This is a genomic window from Roseateles sp. YR242, assembly GCF_900109745.1.
Taxonomy (GTDB): domain Bacteria; phylum Pseudomonadota; class Gammaproteobacteria; order Burkholderiales; family Burkholderiaceae_C; genus Roseateles.
This window is the reverse complement of sequence record NZ_FOAV01000002.1, coordinates 268,714-288,263: the sequence shown is the minus strand read 5'-3', so window position 1 is coordinate 288,263 and position 19,550 is coordinate 268,714. Positions and strand designations below refer to the sequence as shown.

Genomic DNA, 19,550 nt, shown 5'->3' with positions numbered 1-19,550 from the left:
ATCCGCGTTGGGGCCGTTCAGCGCAGCGAACGGGACTTGTCATGCACACCCACGAGCATGGCCGTCTCCAGCATCTCCAGCGGGACCAGCGGCGACAGATCTTCCAGCGGCGGTGACACCAGCGTGCCCTGCGGCGTTTGCGCCACCGACAACTTGGGCACGAACAACTGCTCGGGGTGCATGAACACCTCGCAGATGACCGGGCCGTCATGGGCCTGGACCTGTGCCAGCACACTGTCGCACTCGTCCCAGCCACGGATCTGGAAGGCCGGCATGTCAAAGGCGGCCGCCACCTTGCTGAAGTCCGGGCAGGACAGCCCCGATGTCTTGTTGGTGCCCACATAGCCCGCCTTGTTGAACAGGGCGTTCTGGGTGTGCTTGATCATCAGGTAGCCGTCATTGTTGAAGATGAACAGCTTGATGGGCAGGCGGTGGTGGGCGATGGTCTGCAGTTCCTGCAGGTTCATCATCATGCCGCCGTCGCAGTTCAGACACATCACTTCGCCACGGTCGGTGGCAAAGGACACACCGATTGCCGCTGGCAGACCGTAGCCCATTTCCCCCAGGCCCGTGGAGGTCAGAAGGCGCTGACCGGGTTCGAACTTCAGAACCTGGTGGCCGCAGAGCAGGGCCGTGCCCATGTCGGTGACGACCTTCTGGTCGGGCTTGAAGACCCTGTTCAGGCGCTCCATGAAGCGGTAGGAGTTGATGAAGCCGTCCGAATCGTCGTGTTCCGTACCGATCCAGGGGAAGGTCTCACGGTAGGTCTGGACCTGGGCGAGCCACTCGGTCTTGGCACCGATGCCACCTGTGGCTGCCTGCTGCAGCGCATCAATGAAGGCGCCCGCATCGGCATGGATGAATTCGCGCACCCGGTCGCCCAGTTTGCGGCCTTCGGTCTCGTCGATGTCCACGACATCGATTTGCGCACCGCGCGCCAGTTCGGTGAGGTCGTAGCCGACCTGCGGAATGGCCATGCGGTTGCCGATGGACAGGATGTAGTCGCTGTTCTGCAGCACAAAGTTGGCGTTGCGCTGGCCGTAGACGCCTGCGCGGCCCACCACACGTGGGTGGCTGGAGTCCAGCATGTCAATGCCGGCCCAACTGACCAGGGCCGGAATGTCCAGGGTCTCCAGGAAGGGCAGCAGCCGATCGGCGGCACCGGCCAGGCGGATGCCATGGCCCAGCCACAGCACCGGGCGGCGCGCTTCGCGCAGGGCTTGGACGACGCGTTGGACCGACGCGTCGGCTGGCGCCAGCCGAGGCACTTCCTGCGGTGTGAAATGTGCCAGCGTGAGCGGGTCGAGGCGAGTGGACTGCACGCTCATCGGGATCTCGATCCAGACCGGGCCGGGGCGGCGGTCCAGTGCGATATGGGCGGCCTTCTCCAGTTCGAACAGGGTCTGTGTCGGGTCCGTCACGCGGGCTGCGTACTTGGTGACCTTCTCAACCATCTGCACCGAGTCGTAGCCCTGCACGCCCCACATGCGCAGCGGGTTGGCAGGGTCGCAAAACTTGCCATTCTCATTGCCGGCAATCACCAGGCCGGGCACCGAATCGGCCCAGGCGGATACCACGCCGGTCACGCCATTGGTGGCGCCACCACCGGTGGTGAGCAACGCTGCCGCGAGCTTGCCGTGGGTCCGGTAGTAGGTCTGCATGGCCATGGTGGCGGCCTGTTCATGGTGCACGCAGACGATCTCGGTGTAGCCATGCCTGGTGATGGATTCGAACAAATGAACGTTGCCCGCACCGATGATGCCGAAGGCGTGGCGGATGCCCATCTGCTCAAGAAGGATCGCAACTTCGTCGCTGACCTTGGCCTGGTTGCTCATCTTGTCGTCCGATCAGAAGTTAAGGCCGAAGAACTCTTCGAGCTTGTCGGCGATGTAGTCCAGCTGCTCGGGCCCCAGCGCCGGGAAGGTGCCCAGCCAGAAGGTCTGGTTCATCACGACATCGGTGTTGGTCAACTCGCCGCTGACGCGGAAGTTTCGACCGGCCATGTAGGGCTGCTTGGTCAGGTTGCCGGCAAACAGCAGGCGGGTACCGATCTTGTTTTCTTCCAGGAAGTTGATCAGGTCGGTACGCTTGATGCCACTGGCCTCCTTGACCACGAGTGGGAAGCCGAACCACGAGGGTTCGGACTTCGGCGTAGCTTCCGGCAGGTGCAGGAATTCGGCGCAACTCTGCAGGCGGTCTTTCAGGTAGGTGAAGTTGGCTCGGCGCTTGGCGATGAACTCGTCCACGCGGTCCATCTGCGCCAGGGCGCAGGCGGCTTGCATGTCCGAGATCTTGAGGTTGTAGCCCAGGTGGCTGTAGGTGTACTTGTGGTCGTAACCGTCCGGCAGGTCGCCGCCGAGGTCCTTCTTGGTCCAGCAGAAGCGCTTGTCGCAGGTGTTGTCCTTGCCGGGCGGGCAGTAGCAGTCACGGCCCCAGTCGCGGAAGGATTCGGCGATCAGCTTCAGCTCGGCGTTGTTGGTGAACACCGCACCGCCTTCGCCCATGGTGATGTGGTGGGCCGGGTAGAAGCTCAGCGTGCCGATGTCACCGAAGGTGCCGACCAGCTTGCCGTCGTAGGTGGCGCCCAGCGCGTCGCAGCAGTCTTCCACCAGCCACAGGTTGTGCTTCTTGCACAGGGCGGTCACCACGTCCAGGTTGAACGGGTTGCCCAGGCTGTGGGCCAGCATGATGGCCTTGGTCTTGGGCGTGATGGCCGCTTCGATCTTGCTCGCATCGATGTTGTGCGTGGCCAGGTCTACATCCACGAACACCGGCACGGCACCGAACTGCAGGATGGGGTTGACGGTGGTGGGGAAGCCGGCGGCCACGCCGATCACTTCGTCGCCCTGCTTGATGGCGCGGTCGCCCAGCTTGGGGCTGGTCAGCGCGGAGAAGGCCACCAGGTTGGCGGACGAGCCCGAGTTCACGGTGATCAGGTACTTCACGCCCAGGAATTGCGCCAGGCGCTGTTCGAACTGCGCGTTGAAGCGGCCGGTGGTCAGCCAGCCGTCCAGCGAGGCCTCGACCATCAGCTGGAGCTCCTTGGCTCCGATCACTTTGCCCGACACCGGCACCGCGGTCTGGCCGGCGATGAAGGGTTTGGGGGCATAGGCGATGTCGGCATATTGCTGGACCAGGTCGCTGATCTGGCTGCGCAGCTTGTCCAGCTGCGGTTGGAAGTTGACAGGGGTAGTGCTCATGCGTCGGCTCGGTGGTCGCAATACAGGGAAATCTGATTCAGGCAGAAGGCGCGCATGTCTTGGCCATCCAGCCAGGACTGATGCCAGTCGGTGATGCGGGACAGGGCGGTCTCCAGAGACCAGCGCGGCGCCCAGTTCAGGCGTTGACGGGCCTTGGAGATGTCCAGCTTGAGAAAGTGGGCCTCGTGCGGGTGGTTGCCAGGCTGCAGTGTCCAGCGGGCGCCGTCGCCCCAGCGCTCGCACAGGTGTTCCACGATCCATTGCACGGGCCGTGCGTCTTCGTCGCGGGGACCGAAGTTCCAACCTTCGGCATCGGCCTGGCCCTGGGTGTAGAGGCGCTCGGCCAGCAGGAGATAACCGGAAAGGGGCTCCAGCACATGCTGCCAGGGGCGGATGGCATGGGGGTTGCGGATGAGGACGGGGTCGCGCTTTTCCAGTGCGCGCAAGATGTCGGGCAGCAGACGATCGGCCGCCCAGTCGCCGCCGCCGATGACGTTGCCCGCACGTGCGGTGGCCATGGCGATGCCGGCATCCGTCAGAAAGGACTTGCGGTAGGCGCTGCTGACCAGTTCCGCACAGCCCTTGCTGTTGGAGTAGGGGTCATGACCGCCCATGGGCTCGTCTTCACGGTAGCCCCAAACCCATTCGCGGTTCTCGTAGCACTTGTCGGTGGTGATGTTGACGATGGCCTTGACCGTGCCCACATGGCGCGCGGCCTCCAGCACATGCACCGTGCCCATCACGTTGGTGGCATAGGTCTGTATCGGCTGCTGGTAGGAGAGCCGCACCAGCGGCTGTGCGGCCATGTGGATGACGATCTCCGGTCGGAAGTCGGTCATCTGGGCCTGCACGGCTGCAAAGTCGCGGATGTCCACGACGTGGTGCTCCATGCCCTGGGCGACACCTGCAACCTCGAACAGCGAGGGTTGTGTGGGGGGCGCCAGGGCGACACCGCGCACCTGTGCGCCCATGGATTGCAGCCACAGGCTCAGCCAACTGCCCTTGAAGCCGGTGTGGCCGGTCAGCAGGACACGTTTGCCAGACCAGAAGGCCGGGTCGGTCTGTGCGGGGAAGCGGGCGTGGCTCATGTCCAGGCTCACTTCCAGGTTTTCCAGGGGGCCCGGCCGGAAGCCCAAAGTTCTTCCAGGTGGGTCTTGTCGCGCAGGGTGTCCATCGGCTGCCAGAACCCGTGATGTTCGTAGGCCATCAGCTCGCCATCGGCCGCCAGGCGCTGCAGGGGCTGCTGCTCCCACACGGTGTTGTCGTCCTCGAGATAGTCCAGCACGCGCGGGGAGAGGACAAAGAAGCCACCATTGATCATGGCGCCATCGCCCTTGGGCTTCTCCATGAAGCGCTTGATCTGGTTGTTTTCGATGTCCAGCGCGCCGAAGCGGCCCGGCGGGAAGGTGGCCGTGAGCGTGGCGGCCTTGCCGTGCTGACGGTGGAATTCGATCGCGGCGCCGATGTTCAGGTCGCTGACACCGTCACCGTAGGTGAAGCAGAAGGCATCCTCGTTGCGCACATAGTCGGCCACCCGGTGCAGGCGACCACCGGTCATGGAATCGTCACCGGTATCCACCAGCGTGACATTCCAGGGCTCGGCGCGCTTGTGATGCACTTCCATGCGATTGCTGCGCATGTCGAAGGTGACATCGGACATGTGCAGGAAGTAGTTGGCGAAGTACTCCTTGATCACATAGCCCTTGTAGCCGCAGCAGATCACGAAGTCGTTGACGCCATGATGCGAGTACATCTTCAGGATGTGCCAGAGAATGGGCTTGCCCCCAATTTCCACCATGGGTTTCGGCCGGGTGCTGGTCTCTTCGCTCAGTCGGGTTCCCAGGCCGCCGGCCAGGATCACTGCTTTCATGGTTGTCCCTATTGGTTCAGGTGGCAGCCGAGCACACGAAGGCGTCGGAGTGGAATTGCCTGTCAGGTAGTCCAGCCGCTTGCAGGCGGGCCTGGGCGCTGTGGATCATGGCGTCCGAGCCACAGGCGTAGACGAGGGTGTTTGGGAGGTCTCTGACCTCGCCAAGGAAAATGTCCTGGACGTAGCCGCGTGCGCCCGTCCAGCTGTCATCCGCACGGGAGAGCACGGGGACAAACCGGAGCCCCGGCTGGTCCGGTGCATGCCAGTAGAGGTCATCCCGGTGCCGTCCGCCCCAGTAGACCGTGACACTGCGCGGCTGAGCAGCCGGCTCGCGGCGCACCACGTCTTCGAGGATGGCCTTGACCGGGGCGATGCCGGTGCCGGTGGCCAGCAGCACCAGATCCTTGCCGGCCTGCCCGCGCAAGAAGAAGGTGCCAATGGGGCCACGCAGGCGCAGCAGATCGTTGGCCCTGGCTTGATGGAACCAGTATTGGCTCATGGCGCCGCCGGGCACCTCGCGGATATGCAGCTCCAGTTGCTGATCCTCGCGCGGTGCGTTGGCCAGCGAGTAGCTGCGCCGAATGCTGTCGGGGCCAATCACATCAATGTACTGGCCCGACAGGAACGGCAGCCGGCTGGTCGGTGGCAAGCGCAGCATGACGCGCACGACATCATGGGAAATGCGCTCGACCGTCTGGATGCGGCATGGCACGGTCTTGGCCTCGGGCAGTTCGATGTCGCCAAGATCGTCGATCTCCAGCGTCACGGCGCCGACGGCGCCGCGCACACAGGTGAGGATGTAGCCCTCGGCCCGCTGTTCGGCGCTCAGCCCGATTTCGTCTTGCTTGGCCACCGTCTCGCCCGCGCGCACACGACCCTTGCAGGAACTGCAGCGGCCGGTACGGCAGCTGTAGTCCAGCACCACGCCTTGGCGCAAGGCAGCATCAAGCATCGTTTCGCCATCATTGGTGACGAAAGTCTTTCCGCTGCTGATGGTGACTGAGTGCATGCCTCTTCTTCCGAATCCTGTTATCCGCGCTGGTCATTCATGTTGTTGTCGACCTCATGACGCAGCACATCAATCTCACGTTGCAGAGCTTCGAATTCCTGCTCCTTCTGGGCCAGGAATGCCCGTGCCAACCGCATCTTGGCGTGAACACCGCTGGGCGTGAGCAGGTAGGCATAGGCCAGCTTGTTATCCGCCCGCCGGAAGTTGTTGACCTTTACCCAGCCACGATCCACCACCGCACGCATGCAGTAATTGATCTTGCCCACGCTGACGCCCAAGCGCTTGGCCAGATCTCGCTGGTTGCTGTCGGTCTTTTGCTCCAAATGGCGCAGTAGCTCGTAGTCCAGGGGGTCGTCGGGCGGTGTCTGATCCATCAACATGGTCCGTTCATGCGTTGAACGGGTGGCACTCTAGCATGGGCGGCTGCGGCTCCGCCGCTGTCCATTGCGGTTAATCGCTGTTTGTTGCCATCAAGCACCGATGAGAGCTGTCGCTCGCCGGGGCGGCGGCGGCAGGCGCGGCGACATCTGCCACACGCGACCTGCAAGCCGCTTCGAGGGGTTCAGGCCGTCGTTGTCCGGAAATGACGGCGAGTGAAGAACAGGCAAAGCAGCAGGAAAGTCACGAAAGCGGCGCCAGCTGCAATCGTGCTTCGGCGCGGCTTGCTGCGCTTTTCCGGCGGCGTGGCCGGGTCCAATACCTGGATCAGCGTGCCTTCGCGGGCCTCATCCATCTTGGCCAGTTCGAACTGCCGGGCATAGACCTCGAACAACGTTTCCTGGTATTTGTATTCCCGGTAGGCCGACACATAGTCCTGGTTGCCACCCGCCTGGAGCGGTTGCTCAAGGCCGGCGAGCTGGCTGCGCAGGCCCGACAGCACTGCCGTCTGCTGCTGGATCTCCGGGGCGGTTTCCGTCAGCGTCCTGCGCAGCGAGCCCAGGCGCACCTCTGTCGAGGCGATTTCCGCCTTGACCCGGGCGTAGGCCTCGGCGGCAGATTTGGGCTCGCTCTTGAGGGCGCCCGCGCTGAAGCCACTCTTCTCGAGCGCGCGCTGGGCGACCTTCAGGGCCTCCTTGGTCTCGGTCAGCTGCTGCTCGAAAAAGTTGCGGCGTTGCTGCGCCTCGGTCAAAGCCAGGCCGTTGGTCAGCTGTTTGAGTTCCCGGACGTAAGCGTTGGCCATTGCAGCGGCGCGCACAGGGTCCCGGTCATCCACTTCCACGGAGATCAGGTTGTCCTTCTTGCCTGCGCTAATGCGCACACGCTTTTCCAGCGTCTTGCGAGCATCTTCCTTGAACTTGGCGTCATACAGGTCCATCAGCTTGAATTCGTCCACCAGACGGTCACTCACGGTGACGCTTTGCATCAGGCCGATGTATTGGTCCGACGGGCTTTTGATCACGCCTGCAGCCCCTGCCAGGCCGGACAAGGCACCCAGCGAGGACAGTGCCGCCGCCGCAGAGTTCTGCTGCTGTTGAGGGCTGATGATCGAGGTCTTGGCAGTAAACGTGGGCGGTATAAGGAGGCTGATGCCATAGGCGAAGGCGCCCGCAGCCACGGACGCCAGCAGCAGCGTTTTCCAACGCGGACGGACGGCCGTGTAGACGTCGCGCAGGGTGACGGTCTGGGGGGCGGCTGTGGCGCCGTTCGAGCCCTCGGTCGGGGGCGTTCCGGTGGCTTGCATGTCCATCATTCGCGAATCGTCTTCAGTGCTGCTGCGCCCAGGCCGAACTGGTAAAGGATGGTGGTCCACTCCTTGGCTTCCTGGATGAACGTTGTCTTGTTCATTTCTTCCGGCACGAACACCGTGTCACCGGGCAGGGCTGGCAGGCTGGAGAGGTTGGAGCCGAAGCCCAGCCAGCCACTGCTGGACTGGCGGGCGCTTACCACGCCGCCATTGGCGCGGAGCACGAAAATGCTGCTGGGGTCGGCCCCGCGGGTGGGCCCGCCCGCCAGGCGTAAGGTGTCATCCACCGATGCGCCGCTGTTCAGCAAATAGCTGCCGGCATTGAAGACGCTACCAAACACGCCCACGGTGGTGGGGCGAGGCGGGATGCGTAGCTTGTCGCCGTCCTCGACGGTCAGGGATGGCAGGACTTGTGCTTCAGGTTCGAGTTGCAGCACGATGCGACCCGTCGGGCGCACGGCGCGCAGACGTTCGATCAGGCGGGCCGAGCCCGCCGCGCGCTGCGCCTGTGCGGCAGCATCGTCCGCGTTGATGGCGCGCTGGGTCGCCGTGTTGCGGGTGAACTCGGTTTCCAGGTCACGCAGGGCCCGGTCGTAATTCTCCTGCTGGGACAGGCGAACACTCTCGCGGGAGAAATCGGTGCCGAAGACAAAAGCCTGCGGCGTGAGGCCGCCGGCGGCCTGGATGGCGTCGCTCAGCGTGGCGGCCGGCGGAAGCACGTATTCCCCTGGCCGGGCCACTTCGCCTTCAACCTGCACCCGCTTGTATTGCTTGTATTGCGGCAGTTGGGTGTTGACGCTGCTGAAGACGCGCATCACATCACCATTGCTGATGCCGGCCTGCAGTTGCTGGGGCAGTTGAAGTTCGACAACGCGCCTGTCCGTCCGTTCGCTCAGGCGCTCGACGGAGACGCGCGAGCGGTCCGCCACAGCACTGAAGCCACCAGCCATGGCCAGCACGTCTTCAACGGTTTCATTGGGCTTGAGCTCGGCAATACTGGGCTTGTTCACACTGCCCAGGATGGCCACCTGGGCGCCAATGGGGCCGATATGGATCACGTCTTCGGCCTGCAAGGCCCGGTCGGTGGTCTTGTCGCCCTTGAGCAGCAGGTCGTAGGCGTCGAACTTGGCGACCACCTCGCCGTTGCGGCGCAGCTCGATCTGGCGGAAGCTGCCGGCCGCCGAAGGGCCCCCGGCACGGATCAGGCCAGTGACCACGGTGGCCAGGCTGCTGACGGTGTAGGCGCCTGGCTTGGCGGTGAAGCCGGTGACATAGATGCGGATGGTGCGCAGCTTGCCCAGTGAGGTGCTGACCTGGAAATTCCTGAAGACCTGCCCCGCGCGGCCTCGAACCACATCGTTCAGGTCACCATAGCGAACGCCTGCCACCATCACCGGGCCTACGCGGGGGATGGTGATGCGGCCGCTGCGGTCCACGGTCAGTCGCAGGTCTGCGTCCACCGACCCCCACATGGTCACCTGCACTTCGTCGCCGATGCCAATCAGGTAGTCCGGCGGCGCCTCCCGGGGCCCGTCGGCACCGGAATTGCTGCCCGGACTGTCGTCGAGCATCAGGTCCGATCCCAATCGGCGGATCACCTCATCAGGGTTGATGCGCTTGGTGGGGGATGGGTTGCCGTCGTTGGCCGCGTTGGTGTTGTTGGCGCTGGTCGACTGCACGGCGGTGCGCTCGCTCAGTCGCTCCTTCTTCTGCTGTTCTTCCAGCAATTGAAGGTCGATGCCCAGCAGCTTGTTCACGTAGATTTCGAACTCGCCGGGCACATAACGTGTCTTGCTGCGGCTGTCGTACTGCTGGTTGTTGTTGGCCGATTGGGTGTTGTTGCCTTCGCTTCCAGCCTGCCGGCTGGAATTCAGGCGCACCGGGCCGGATATGTCCGAACCGCTGCTGGCGCTGCCCATGGTGCCGTAGTTTTCGTTGTCAGCGGCATACGCATTCAGGGCGCCCATGGCGCCCAGCCCGAAGACACAGGCGAGAGCGGCCAAACGGGCATGACGCGCCAGGCGGTTCAAACGGTTCAGGCGGGTCGCCGGAACAGGGGCGCAAGCGGCGCTGATATCCATGCGTGATCTCATCCAAGGCTGCAGTGGGACCGCCGTGAGGGCAGAGCGCCCCGACAGCAAGCCGCCGCATTCTAAGAGCACGTTGTGGCGCCAAAACCGCTAAGCACGTAAACAGCATCGCTACACTGCCGCGCATGCTGTTTCTGTTGATCCCCTTTGCCCTGGCGGCGGTGGTCACCCTTTATGTGGTGCATTCATCGACCCGGCACGGTCACCTGTCGGCGGACCATGACCTGTCCGGACCCCAGAAGTTCCATGCGCGACCGGTTCCGCGCATTGGCGGTGTGGGCATCTTCATCGGCCTGGTGGGCATGGTGGCCGTCGGCTACCTGCAGGGCGATCCCAATGCGCGCCTGGGCGCCTTGCTGCTGCTGTGTGGGCTGCCCGCCTTCGGCGCCGGTCTCATCGAAGATTTCACCAAGCGTGTCTCCCCGGCCAAGCGGCTGCTGGCCACTGCGGTGTCAGCGGCCCTGGGCGTCTTCGTGCTGGGTGCTGCCATCACCCGCACCGACATCCCCGGCCTGGATCTGATCGTCGGCACCTCCGTGGGCGCCTTCCTCGCCACCGTGTTCACCGTGGCCGGTGTGGCCAATTCGGTGAACATCATCGACGGCTTCAATGGCCTGTCCTCCATGTGTGTCAGCCTGATGCTGCTGACCTTCGCCTATGTGGCCTATCAGGTGGGCGACACCGGCCTGGCGCTCTGGGCGTTGGCCGGCGTGGGCGCCATCCTGGGCTTCTTTGTGTGGAACTACCCGGCGGGCATGATCTTCCTGGGGGATGGCGGTGCTTATTTCATGGGGTTCTACCTGGCAGAGATGGGCATCCTGCTGATCTCCCGTCATCCCCAGGTCTCCCCCTTGTTCGCGCTGATGGTCTGCATCTACCCGGTGTTCGAGACCCTGTTCTCCATCTACCGCCGTCGCGTGCTGCGGGACGTTTCTCCCGGTGCGCCTGATGGCATTCACCTGCACTCGCTGATCTATCGCCGCCTGATGCGCTGGGCGGTAGGCGCACGGGATGCTCGTGTCATGACACGCCGGAACTCGATGACGGCCCCCTATCTGTGGACGCTGTGCATCTCCTCCCTGGCGCCGGCGCTGCTGTTCTGGAACTCCACCCCCATGATCCTGGCCTGCATGGTGTTGTTCGGGGTGGCCTATGTGGCGCTCTATTGGCGCATCGTCCGGTTCCGTACGCCCAAGTGGATGGTGTTCCGGGGGGATCCCCGCAAGGCGCCTCCCCACCGGCCCTGAACACGCTGCGTTTCAAGGATTTCAGCCCGATTTGGGCCGGATCCGGGGCATAAGGGATAATCCGGCCCCATGACAGAAACCACTCCGACGCCAAGTCCGCGTTTTGACACGCTGCCGCTGGATGCCAAGCTGCTCCGCGCCGTGGATGACCAGGGCTACGCGACGATGACGCCCATCCAGGCCAAAGCGATTCCCGTTGTTCTCTCCGGCCGCGATGTCATGGGCGCCGCCCAGACGGGCACCGGCAAGACCGCCGCCTTCTCCATCCCGCTGCTGCAGCGCATGCTCAAGCATGAGAATGCCAGCGCCTCCCCCGCCCGCCATCCCGTGCGTGCCCTGGTGCTGGCACCCACCCGGGAACTGGCCGACCAGGTGGCCAACAACGTCAAGTCCTATGCCAAGCACACGCAGCTGCGTGTGGCCTGCGTCTTCGGCGGTGTGGACATGAAACCCCAGACGCTGCAGCTCAAGGGCGGCGTGGAAGTGCTGATCGCCACCCCGGGCCGTCTGCTGGACCACATCGAAGCCAAGAACTGCGTGCTCAACCAGGTGGAGTACGTGGTGCTGGACGAGGCCGACCGGATGCTGGACATCGGCTTCCTGCCGGACCTGCAGCGCATCCTCAGCTTCCTGCCCAAGACCCGCCAGACCCTGCTGTTCTCGGCCACGTTCTCGCCCGAGATCAAGCGGCTGGCGCAGAGCTACCTGCAGGAGCCCGAGCTGGTGGAAGTGGCCCGGCCCAATGCCACGGCCTCGACCGTGGAGCAGCGCTTCTTCAGTGTGGAAGATGACGACAAGCGTGCTGCCGTGCTGCACCTGCTGCGCCAGCGCCAGATCACGCAGTCCATCGTTTTTGTGAACTCCAAGTTGGGCGCCGCGCGGCTGGCGCGCTCGTTCGAGCGTGATGGCCTGAAGACGGCGGCCCTGCACGGCGACAAGTCGCAAGACGAGCGCCTGAAGTCGCTGGAAGCCTTCAAGCGCGGTGAAGTCGAGCTGCTGGTGGCCACCGACGTGGCGGCCCGTGGCCTGGACATCGCCGATCTGCCAGCGGTGTTCAACTTCGACGTGCCGTTCAATGCCGAAGACTATGTGCACCGCATCGGCCGCACCGGCCGTGCCGGCGCCTCGGGCCTGGCCTTCACCCTGGTGTCCCGTTCGGACGCCCGCCTGGTGGCCGAGATCGAGAAACTGATCAAGCGCAAGCTGGAACTGGAGCCGGTGCAACTGGAGGACGAGCGTCCGCGCCGCGCCGAACGCCGCGACCGGGATGACCGCTCCGAAGGCGGTCGCACTGAAAGCCGCTCCGAAGGCGGTCGTGAGGATCGCCCCCGTCGCGAACGGGAAGACCGGCGTGATGAGGCCTATGGTTCGTCCCACGCGCCCCGGCCCCAGCAGCGCGCGCCCTACGATCCGTTGTTCGACAAGCCCTATGAGGCCTCGGACCGCGTCGAGCCGCCGAGCTGGGACAGTGCTTCTGCCAGTGCCGTGCAGGCAGCGCGCGGCGGCGCTTCTTCTGCCAGCAGCGTCAAGCCCAAGCGCAAGGTCGCCGCACTGTTCGGCGCCAAGCGACCGGCGGAGACCGCCGAGTCCTGATCAGAGTCAGGGAGGTCGGCCGGGAGGCCGATGTCCCTTCGGCCCCGGTTCTCAGCGCGCGCCCAGGAAAGCAAATACTGCCGGCACCTTGTCCGGCACCGCACGAGGTGCCTTGCGCCATTGCGCCACGGTGGCGCTATGGGTCCAGGCGTCCGCAAGGCTCAGCCCGCAGCTCACCGACAACAGGGTGCCCGGCTTGAGCTGGGTCACCAAGGCCTGAAGCAGGGCGCTGTTGCGGTAGGGCGTCTCGATCATCAGCTGGGTCTGCTGCTCGCGCGCGGACCAGGCTTCCAACTCCTTCAGCCGTGCCTGCCGTGCGCCCGTGTCTACCGGCAGGTAGCCCACAAAGGCGAAGCTCTGTCCGTTCAGTCCGCTGGCCGCCACGGCCAGCAGCAGTGAACTGGGGCCAACCAGCGGCACCACGCGGACACCCGCAGCATGTGCAGCCGCCACCAGCTTCGCCCCAGGGTCGGCCACTGCCGGCATGCCGGCTTCCGAAATCAAACCCACGTCAACCCCGTTCAAAGCCGGTGCCAGCAGGGCTTGCCAGGCGCCGTCGTCCGCGGCAGTGGGTGGGCGGCCTTTGGGCGGGCGGGGCAGCTCAAGGATCTGCTGTTGCTGCAACGGCTGGGCCAATGGGTGGACGGTGTCCACGCGCTTGAGGAAGGCGCGGGTGGTCTTGGCGTTCTCGGCGGCCCAGTGCGTGATGCTCGCGGCCTTGGCGATGACGGCATCCGGCAGCACTTCCCGCAGATCCACTTCCTGGCCGTCAATGCCGAAGTCCAGTGTGTTGGGAACAAGATAAAGGCGGCCCTGGGTCACGAATGGTCTCCGGAAACGGATGCTGGGGAGGGAAGGTGGGTGGCGTTGTTGCCGCTGGCGTTGCTGGCGCTGGACGTCGTCGCCGGCAGGCTGAGCCCCGCCTGCCGCAACAGGGTGCAGGTGCGAATGAGCGGCAGACCGATCAGGGCTGTTGGGTCATCGGACTGGATGGCGTCGAGCAGCGAAATGCCCAGGCCTTCTGCCTTGGCGCTGCCCGCACAGTCGTAGGGCTGCTCGGCCCGGAGGTAGGCTTCGATTTCTGCATCGCTGAGATCGCGGAAACGCACTTCCACCGGCGCCAGGTCCGTGGCGGTGAAGCCACTGGACTGGCAGACGACCGCCAGTGCCGTGTGAAAGATCACGGTCTTTCCCCGCATGGCGCGCAACTGCGCCACGGCCCGTTCATGGTTGCCGGGCTTGCCCAGGGGCTGCCCGTCCAGGTCGGCCACCTGGTCCGACCCGATCACGATCGCCTCCGGCCAGCGGCTGGCAACGGCCTGCGCCTTGGCGAGTGCCAGCCGGCGAGCCAGCGCCTGCGGGGCTTCGTCGGGGCGTGGGGTTTCGTCGACGTCGGGGGAAGCGACGTCGAACGGCCATTGAAGCCGCGCCAGCAACTCGCGCCGATAGCGGGAGGTGGAGCCCAGCACCAGGCGGCGCGGTGTGTTCATGGGGAATTCAGGGGCGACAACACTCATGACCCGGATTCTCCCATCGGCGGCACGGGGTGCTGGCTGCTGAGGCGGGCCAGCCTCGTACACTTGCGGGCTATGAAGTCGCGTGCCCCGAACCCCCTCAAATTGGATGTCCAAGTCTTTGCCCGCGAGGGTGAGTTGCTGGAAGGCGAGTGGCCTGCCGCCGCCTTGACCCGCCTGGCGGACACGGCAGCGGCCGAGGCGCCCGCAGTCGGCTGGCCGGCGGTGCGCTGGTCCACCATCGGCGAGATCCGCACCCCGCGGGGCAGCGAGGCCCAGATCTGGCTGCGCCTGGATGCGCAAGCCCAGGTGGCGCAGACCTGCCAGCGCTGCCTCAAACCCGTCCAGGAAGAGGTGGCTGTGTCTCGCTGGTTCCGTTTTGTCCGGGACGAAGAGCAGGCGGCCGAGCTGGACATGGACGGCGACGACGACGTCCTCGCGCTGCCCCGCCACCTGAACCTGCAAGACCTGGCTGAAGACGAATTGCTGCTGGCCTTGCCGCTGGTGCCGCGTCACGATGTCTGCCCGGAGCCGCTGCCCCTGGCAGAGCCAGATGAGCTGGAAGAAGAGGAGGCCGAGGAGCGGCCGAACCCCTTCGCTGCACTGGCAGCCCTGAAGAAGGGAACGGCTGGTAAAGCCTGAAGACGCTGTGCTACACTCGCGGGCTTCCCCGGTTCAAGCAGGTGAATTCATCTGAATCCACTTGGTTGCTCATCCGGGGCGAGGCATCGGTTGTGGACAAACTCTTATCTGTTTTAGAGGTCTCCCAGCCTTCGCAGGCCTCGAATTTTTACGAAGCTTGATCAGTCGTTGATCACCGCGCCGAAGCCTTTAGGAGAATTTTCATGGCCGTTCAGCAAAACAAGAAGTCGCCTTCCAAGCGTGGCATGCACCGCTCGCACAATGCCCTGGGCACCCCGGGCACTGCTATCGAGCCCACCACTGGTGAAGTGCATCTGCGTCACCACATCAGCCCCAACGGCTTCTATCGTGGCCGCAAGGTCCTGAAGACCAAGGCTGACGCCTCCTGATCGTTCCGACATTGGTCGGTCACGTTCAGTAGACGCTAGCACTCTCATGGCGCCCAGCGCCATGATCTGGTCCTTGCAGACCTCTTGCTTCCAAAGCCCGGTTCAGCGCATGGCGTTGCCGGGCTTTTGCATTGCTGGTGCACATGTCTGGCATGGTGGGGCTGCCATGGTCCGATCGGGTCACGGCGGCAGGCAGGCGCTTTGCCGCATCTCACCGCCATCCTTGCCGGCTGCGGCGGTCTCGCGTAACGTGAACCGCCGGCTGCACCAGAGCGGCTGGCCCTTTTTCCTGTCCCTCATTGGTTTCGATGTCTGACACCCACGCCCAGCAGTCTTCGTCCTCCACGTCGCCCCTGACGCCCTTACGGCTTGCGGTGGATTGCATGGGTGGCGACCACGGTCCCTCCATCACCTTGCCAGCCTGCAAGGCCTTTCTGGCCAATCATCCGCAGGCCGAACTACTGCTTGTTGGCCAGCCGGCGGCGCTGGCTGAAGCGGCTGCCTGGCCACGTTGCCGCATCGTGCCGGCCAGCGAGGTGGTGACCATGGACGATGCGCTGGAGGTGGCGCTGCGCCGCAAGAAGGATTCGTCCATGCGGGTGGCCATCCAGCAGTTGAAAGCGGGCAAGGGCGGCGAACTCGCCCAGGCACAGGCCTGTGTCTCTGCGGGCAACACCGGCGCGCTGATGGCGGTGGCGAAGTACCTGCTCAAGACCATGGAGGGCATCGACCGGCCGGCTATTGCCACGGTGATGCCCAACCAGACAGGCGGCTTCACCACTGTGCTGGATCTGGGTGCCAATGTGGATTGCGGCCCCGAACACCTGCTGCAGTTCGCCGTGATGGGCAGTGCCCTGGTCTCCGCCGTGGACGGCAAGGAAGAGCCCAGCGTGGGCCTGCTGAACATCGGCGAAGAAATGATCAAGGGCAACGAGACCATCAAACGCGCTGGCGAACTGCTGCGCGAGGCCCATGCCCACCGCACCCTCAAGTTTCACGGCAACGTGGAGGGCAACGACATCTTCAAGGGCACGACCGACATCGTCGTGTGTGATGGTTTCGTCGGCAATGTGGCGTTGAAGACGGCCGAAGGGCTGGCCAGCATGATCTCCAGCTTCATCCGTGCGGAGTTCACCCGCAATGGCTGGACCAAGATCGTCGCTCTTCTTGCCATGCCGATCCTGCAACGTTTCAAGAACCGCGTCGATCATCGTCGATTCAACGGCGCGGCCCTGTTGGGGCTGCGTGGTCTGGTGTTCAAGAGCCATGGTTCGGCCGATGCGTTTGCCTTCGAGCAGGCTTTGAACAGGGCGTATGATGCGGCCCGCAACCGGCTTCTAGACCGGGTTCATGATCGAATCGTCGCAACGATGCAGGCATTGCCAGTGCCTGCCGGTGAGGAGGGCGACGATGCTGGAGACACGGCGGCTACCGCTGCCCATGCTGCATGACCACTGCCCCCCATTCTTCCCCCAACCCCTCACGCTTCTCACGCATCCTCGGAACGGGTAGTTTTCTTCCCGGCCCCCGGATCACCAACCAGGCCCTGGCGGACCGGCTGGCGCAGGAGGGTGTCGAGACCTCCCATGAGTGGATCGTCGAACGTACCGGCATTCATGCCCGTCACTTCGCCGAGAAGGACACCACGTCCAGCGACCTGGCCCTGCCGGCCGCCCGTGCGGCGCTGGCGTCCGCCGGTGTGGCGGCCGAAGAGATCGACCTGATCATCGTGGCCACGTCCACGCCGGACATGGTCTTCCCGTCCACGGCCTGCCTGCTGCAGCAAAAACTCGGCATCCATGGCTGCCCGGCGTTCGACGTGCAGGCGGTCTGCTCCGGCTTTGTCTACGCGCTGACCGTGGCGGATTCGATGATCAAGAGCGGTGCTGCCAGCAAGGCGCTGGTGGTGGGCGCTGAAGTGTTCTCCCGCATTCTGGATTTCAAGGACCGCACCACCTGTGTGCTGTTCGGCGACGGCGCCGGTGCCGTGGTGCTGGGTGCCAGCGACACCCCCGGCATCCTGGCCAGCGAATTGCACGCCGACGGCCGCCACGTGGACATTCTCTGCACCCCCGGCACCGTGTCCGGTGGCGAGGTGCTGGGCCATCCGCTGCTCAAGATGGACGGCCAGGCCGTGTTCAAGCTCGCCGTGGGCGTGCTGGACAAGGTGGCGCGCGCGGTGCTGGACAAGGCCGGTCTGACCGATGAAGACATCGACTGGCTGATCCCCCACCAAGCGAACATCCGCATCATGCAGGGCACAGCCAAGAAGCTGAAGATGTCCCTGGACAAGCTGATCGTGACGGTGGACGAGCACGGCAATACCTCCGCCGCCTCGATCCCGCTGGCGCTGGACGCGGCTGTGCGTTCGGGCAAGATCAAACGCGGTGACACCGTCATGCTGGAAGGCGTGGGCGGTGGCTTCACCTGGGGCGCGGTGCTGCTGGACTTCTGATCCGGCGCATTCGCTTTTCCCCCTCCCATCCTTTACTACCGACAGATCCGACAGCCATGAGCAAGAGCTTCGCATTCGTCTTCCCCGGCCAAGGATCGCAATCCGTCGGCATGCTGGACGCCTGGGGCGATCACCCTGAAGTGGTGCGCACCCTGGCCGAGGCATCCGCCGCCCTGGGCGAGGACATCGGCACCCTGATCAAGCAGGGCCCCAAGGACCAGTTGGACCTGACCACCAACACCCAGCCGGTGATGCTCACGGCGGGTGTGGCTTGCTACCGTGCCTGGATCGCCGACACCGGCCTGGTGCCCGCCGCCGCCGCCGGCCATTCGTTGGGCGAGTACACCGCCCTGGTGGCCTCCGGTGCCTTGAGCCTGGCGGACGCGTTGCCGCTGGTGCGTTTCCGTGCCCAGGCCATGCAGGAAGCCGTGCCTGTGGGCACTGGCGCCATGTCCGCCATCCTGGGCCTGGACGCTGCCGCAGTGCGCGAGGTCTGCGCCCAGATCGCCAGCGACACGGGTGAGGTGGTCGAGGCTGTGAATTTCAACGATCCCAAGCAGACGGTGATCGCCGGCAGCAAGGCCGGCGTGGAGAAGGCGATGGAGGCCCTGAAGGCTGCTGGTGCCAAGCGTGCACTGCCGCTGCCGGTCTCGGCCCCTTTCCATTCCAGCCTGATGAAGCCGGCTGCCGAGCGCCTGCGCGAGAAGCTGGCCGCCGTGGAATTCAAGCCGGCCGCCTTCCCGGTGATCAACAACATCGACGTGGCCGTGACCGACAGCGCCGATGCGCTGCGTGACGCCCTCTACCGTCAGGCCTTTGGGCCGGTTCGCTGGGTGGAAGTGGTGCAGGCCTTGAAGAGCCGGGGTCTGACCACCATCATCGAATGTGGCCCCGGCAAGGTGCTGGCGGGCATGGCCAAGCGCATCGACGGCGAGATCGCCAGCACCACCGTGCTGGATCCGGCCTCGCTGGCGGAAGCGAAGACCCTGTTGAGCTGAGGATTTCCATGAGTGAGAGCAAGCAAGTCGCGCTGGTCACCGGCGCCAGCCGCGGTATCGGCCGTTCAATCGCCTTGACGCTGGCCCAGAAGGGGTTCACCGTCATCGGCACCGCCACCAGCGAGTCCGGTGCGCAGGCCATCACCGAAGCCCTGCAGCCCCTGGGCGGCCGTGGCGTGGTGCTGAACGTGAATGATGGCGCCGCTGTGGAAGCCCTGGTGGATGGCATCAGCAAACAGGACGGCGGCCTGCAGGTGCTGGTCAACAACGCCGGCATCACCCGCGACATGCTCTCCATGCGGCTGAAGGACGAAGACTGGGACGCTGTCCTGGACACCAACCTCAAGGCGGTCTTCCGCGCCAGCCGCGCGGTCATGCGCACGATGATGAAGCAGCGTTATGGCCGCATCATCAACATCACCTCGGTGGTGGGTGCCTCCGGCAACGCCGGTCAGGCCAACTACGCGGCGGCCAAGGCCGGCGTGGCGGGCATGACACGTGCCCTGGCCCGTGAGCTGGGCAGCCGCAACATCACCGTGAACTGCGTGGCGCCCGGCTTCATTGCGACCGACATGACCGAGGTGTTGCCCGAGGCGCAGAAGGCGGCGCTGCTGGCACAGATCCCGTTGGGCCGCCTGGGCGACCCTGCTGAAATTGCGAGTGCGGTGGCGTTCCTGGCCTCGCCCGAGGCCGGCTACATCACCGGTTCCGAACTGCATGTCAACGGCGGCATGTACATGAGTTGAGGGCTGAGCCCTCTCTCATGCGGCATGGCCGCCCTTTCTGAATCGTGGCACCTGTCCTTTAGGGGTAGGTGCCCACCGGATTCACCCGGCCGGTGTGGGGCTGATAGAGTCCG

The 19,550-nt window shown here is 64.7% G+C and carries 18 protein-coding genes; 8 read left to right on the top strand and 10 right to left on the bottom strand.

Annotated features, from left to right (window positions below; translation table 11 throughout):
- Positions 1-17 precede the first annotated feature (17 nt).
- The 8 genes from BMY53_RS04915 to BMY53_RS04880 all read right to left on the bottom strand — a co-directional run bounded on the left by BMY53_RS04915 (position 18) and on the right by BMY53_RS04880 (position 9,844).
- Entirely contained in the window at positions 18-1,835 is a 1,818-nt protein-coding gene (locus BMY53_RS04915) for a thiamine pyrophosphate-binding protein (RefSeq protein WP_092944252.1), read from the bottom strand.
- A 12-nt stretch (positions 1,836-1,847) separates the two neighbouring features.
- The gene (rfbH, locus tag BMY53_RS04910) at positions 1,848-3,200 is read right to left on the bottom strand and encodes a lipopolysaccharide biosynthesis protein RfbH (RefSeq protein ID WP_092944250.1); all 1,353 of its coding nucleotides are present in this window, start codon (positions 3,198-3,200) and stop codon (positions 1,848-1,850) included.
- The gene (gene rfbG / locus BMY53_RS04905) at positions 3,197-4,288 is read right to left on the bottom strand and encodes a CDP-glucose 4,6-dehydratase (RefSeq protein ID WP_092945107.1); all 1,092 of its coding nucleotides are present in this window, start codon (positions 4,286-4,288) and stop codon (positions 3,197-3,199) included. Before rfbG ends, rfbH begins: the two co-directional genes overlap by 4 nt.
- Before the next feature lie 8 nt (positions 4,289-4,296).
- Complete coding sequence (gene rfbF, locus BMY53_RS04900; RefSeq protein ID WP_092944248.1) at positions 4,297-5,070, bottom strand: glucose-1-phosphate cytidylyltransferase; 774 nt, start codon at positions 5,068-5,070, stop codon at positions 4,297-4,299.
- 16 nt (positions 5,071-5,086) lie between these two features.
- On the bottom strand, positions 5,087-6,079 hold the full coding sequence (locus tag BMY53_RS04895; RefSeq protein WP_092944246.1) for an FAD-binding oxidoreductase: 993 nt from the start codon (positions 6,077-6,079) through the stop codon (positions 5,087-5,089).
- 20 nt (positions 6,080-6,099) lie between these two features.
- Positions 6,100-6,459 (bottom strand): MarR family EPS-associated transcriptional regulator, encoded by a 360-nt coding sequence (locus BMY53_RS04890; protein WP_218151178.1) that lies wholly within the window; start codon positions 6,457-6,459, stop codon positions 6,100-6,102.
- Between the two features lie 182 nt (positions 6,460-6,641).
- Entirely contained in the window at positions 6,642-7,760 is a 1,119-nt protein-coding gene (locus tag BMY53_RS04885; RefSeq protein WP_218151177.1) for a GumC family protein, read from the bottom strand.
- Between the two features lie 5 nt (positions 7,761-7,765).
- Complete coding sequence (locus BMY53_RS04880) at positions 7,766-9,844, bottom strand: SLBB domain-containing protein (protein ID WP_255370035.1); 2,079 nt, start codon at positions 9,842-9,844, stop codon at positions 7,766-7,768.
- A 134-nt stretch (positions 9,845-9,978) separates the two neighbouring features.
- On the opposite strand from BMY53_RS04880, the gene BMY53_RS04875 reads away from it, so the two are divergent.
- Positions 9,979-11,100 carry an MraY family glycosyltransferase gene (locus BMY53_RS04875; protein ID WP_092944242.1) on the top strand — a complete coding sequence of 374 codons (1,122 nt, stop codon included), beginning with the start codon at positions 9,979-9,981 and terminating at the stop codon, positions 11,098-11,100.
- Between the two features lie 69 nt (positions 11,101-11,169).
- Positions 11,170-12,693 carry a DEAD/DEAH box helicase gene (locus BMY53_RS04870; protein ID WP_092944240.1) on the top strand — a complete coding sequence of 508 codons (1,524 nt, stop codon included), beginning with the start codon at positions 11,170-11,172 and terminating at the stop codon, positions 12,691-12,693.
- A 51-nt stretch (positions 12,694-12,744) separates the two neighbouring features.
- On the opposite strand, the gene BMY53_RS04865 is transcribed toward BMY53_RS04870, so the two are convergent.
- Both BMY53_RS04865 and BMY53_RS04860 read right to left on the bottom strand, forming a co-directional pair.
- Entirely contained in the window at positions 12,745-13,515 is a 771-nt protein-coding gene (locus tag BMY53_RS04865; protein WP_092944238.1) for an SAM-dependent methyltransferase, read from the bottom strand.
- Positions 13,512-14,210: a Maf family protein gene (locus BMY53_RS04860; protein ID WP_092944236.1), complete on the bottom strand. Its 699-nt coding sequence runs from the start codon at positions 14,208-14,210 to the stop codon at positions 13,512-13,514. The genes BMY53_RS04865 and BMY53_RS04860 overlap by 4 nt, the downstream gene beginning before the upstream one ends.
- Before the next feature lie 102 nt (positions 14,211-14,312).
- On the opposite strand from BMY53_RS04860, the gene BMY53_RS04855 reads away from it, so the two are divergent.
- The 6 genes from BMY53_RS04855 to fabG all read left to right on the top strand — a co-directional run bounded on the left by BMY53_RS04855 (position 14,313) and on the right by fabG (position 19,437).
- Entirely contained in the window at positions 14,313-14,849 is a 537-nt protein-coding gene (locus BMY53_RS04855) for a YceD family protein (protein ID WP_255370034.1), read from the top strand.
- Positions 14,850-15,052: 203 nt separating this feature from the next.
- Complete coding sequence (gene rpmF / locus BMY53_RS04850; protein ID WP_092944232.1) at positions 15,053-15,238, top strand: 50S ribosomal protein L32; 186 nt, start codon at positions 15,053-15,055, stop codon at positions 15,236-15,238.
- A 308-nt stretch (positions 15,239-15,546) separates the two neighbouring features.
- On the top strand, positions 15,547-16,689 hold the full coding sequence (plsX, locus tag BMY53_RS04840) for a phosphate acyltransferase PlsX (protein ID WP_092944228.1): 1,143 nt from the start codon (positions 15,547-15,549) through the stop codon (positions 16,687-16,689).
- The gene (locus tag BMY53_RS04835) at positions 16,686-17,693 is read left to right on the top strand and encodes a beta-ketoacyl-ACP synthase III (RefSeq protein ID WP_092944226.1); all 1,008 of its coding nucleotides are present in this window, start codon (positions 16,686-16,688) and stop codon (positions 17,691-17,693) included. Before plsX ends, BMY53_RS04835 begins: the two co-directional genes overlap by 4 nt.
- 56 nt (positions 17,694-17,749) lie before the next feature.
- On the top strand, positions 17,750-18,691 hold the full coding sequence (gene fabD / locus BMY53_RS04830) for an ACP S-malonyltransferase (protein ID WP_092944224.1): 942 nt from the start codon (positions 17,750-17,752) through the stop codon (positions 18,689-18,691).
- Positions 18,692-18,699: 8 nt separating this feature from the next.
- Positions 18,700-19,437 (top strand): 3-oxoacyl-ACP reductase FabG, encoded by a 738-nt coding sequence (gene fabG / locus BMY53_RS04825; RefSeq protein ID WP_092944222.1) that lies wholly within the window; start codon positions 18,700-18,702, stop codon positions 19,435-19,437.
- Positions 19,438-19,550: the final 113 nt, after the last annotated feature.

Coding starts and splice junctions, on each gene's coding strand:
- BMY53_RS04915 (WP_092944252.1), bottom strand. CDS start 1,835: ATGAGCAACCAGGCCAAGGTCAGCGACGAAGTTGCGATCCTTCTTGAG.
- rfbH (WP_092944250.1), bottom strand. CDS start 3,200: ATGAGCACTACCCCTGTCAACTTCCAACCGCAGCTGGACAAGCTGCGC.
- rfbG (WP_092945107.1), bottom strand. CDS start 4,288: ATGAGCCACGCCCGCTTCCCCGCACAGACCGACCCGGCCTTCTGGTCT.
- rfbF (WP_092944248.1), bottom strand. CDS start 5,070: ATGAAAGCAGTGATCCTGGCCGGCGGCCTGGGAACCCGACTGAGCGAA.
- BMY53_RS04895 (WP_092944246.1), bottom strand. CDS start 6,079: ATGCACTCAGTCACCATCAGCAGCGGAAAGACTTTCGTCACCAATGAT.
- BMY53_RS04890 (WP_218151178.1), bottom strand. CDS start 6,459: ATGTTGATGGATCAGACACCGCCCGACGACCCCCTGGACTACGAGCTA.
- BMY53_RS04885 (WP_218151177.1), bottom strand. CDS start 7,760: ATGCAAGCCACCGGAACGCCCCCGACCGAGGGCTCGAACGGCGCCACA.
- BMY53_RS04880 (WP_255370035.1), bottom strand. CDS start 9,844: ATGGATATCAGCGCCGCTTGCGCCCCTGTTCCGGCGACCCGCCTGAAC.
- BMY53_RS04875 (WP_092944242.1), top strand. CDS start 9,979: ATGCTGTTTCTGTTGATCCCCTTTGCCCTGGCGGCGGTGGTCACCCTT.
- BMY53_RS04870 (WP_092944240.1), top strand. CDS start 11,170: ATGACAGAAACCACTCCGACGCCAAGTCCGCGTTTTGACACGCTGCCG.
- BMY53_RS04860 (WP_092944236.1), bottom strand. CDS start 14,210: ATGAGTGTTGTCGCCCCTGAATTCCCCATGAACACACCGCGCCGCCTG.
- rpmF (WP_092944232.1), top strand. CDS start 15,053: ATGGCCGTTCAGCAAAACAAGAAGTCGCCTTCCAAGCGTGGCATGCAC.
- plsX (WP_092944228.1), top strand. CDS start 15,547: ATGTCTGACACCCACGCCCAGCAGTCTTCGTCCTCCACGTCGCCCCTG.
- BMY53_RS04835 (WP_092944226.1), top strand. CDS start 16,686: ATGACCACTGCCCCCCATTCTTCCCCCAACCCCTCACGCTTCTCACGC.
- fabD (WP_092944224.1), top strand. CDS start 17,750: ATGAGCAAGAGCTTCGCATTCGTCTTCCCCGGCCAAGGATCGCAATCC.
- fabG (WP_092944222.1), top strand. CDS start 18,700: ATGAGTGAGAGCAAGCAAGTCGCGCTGGTCACCGGCGCCAGCCGCGGT.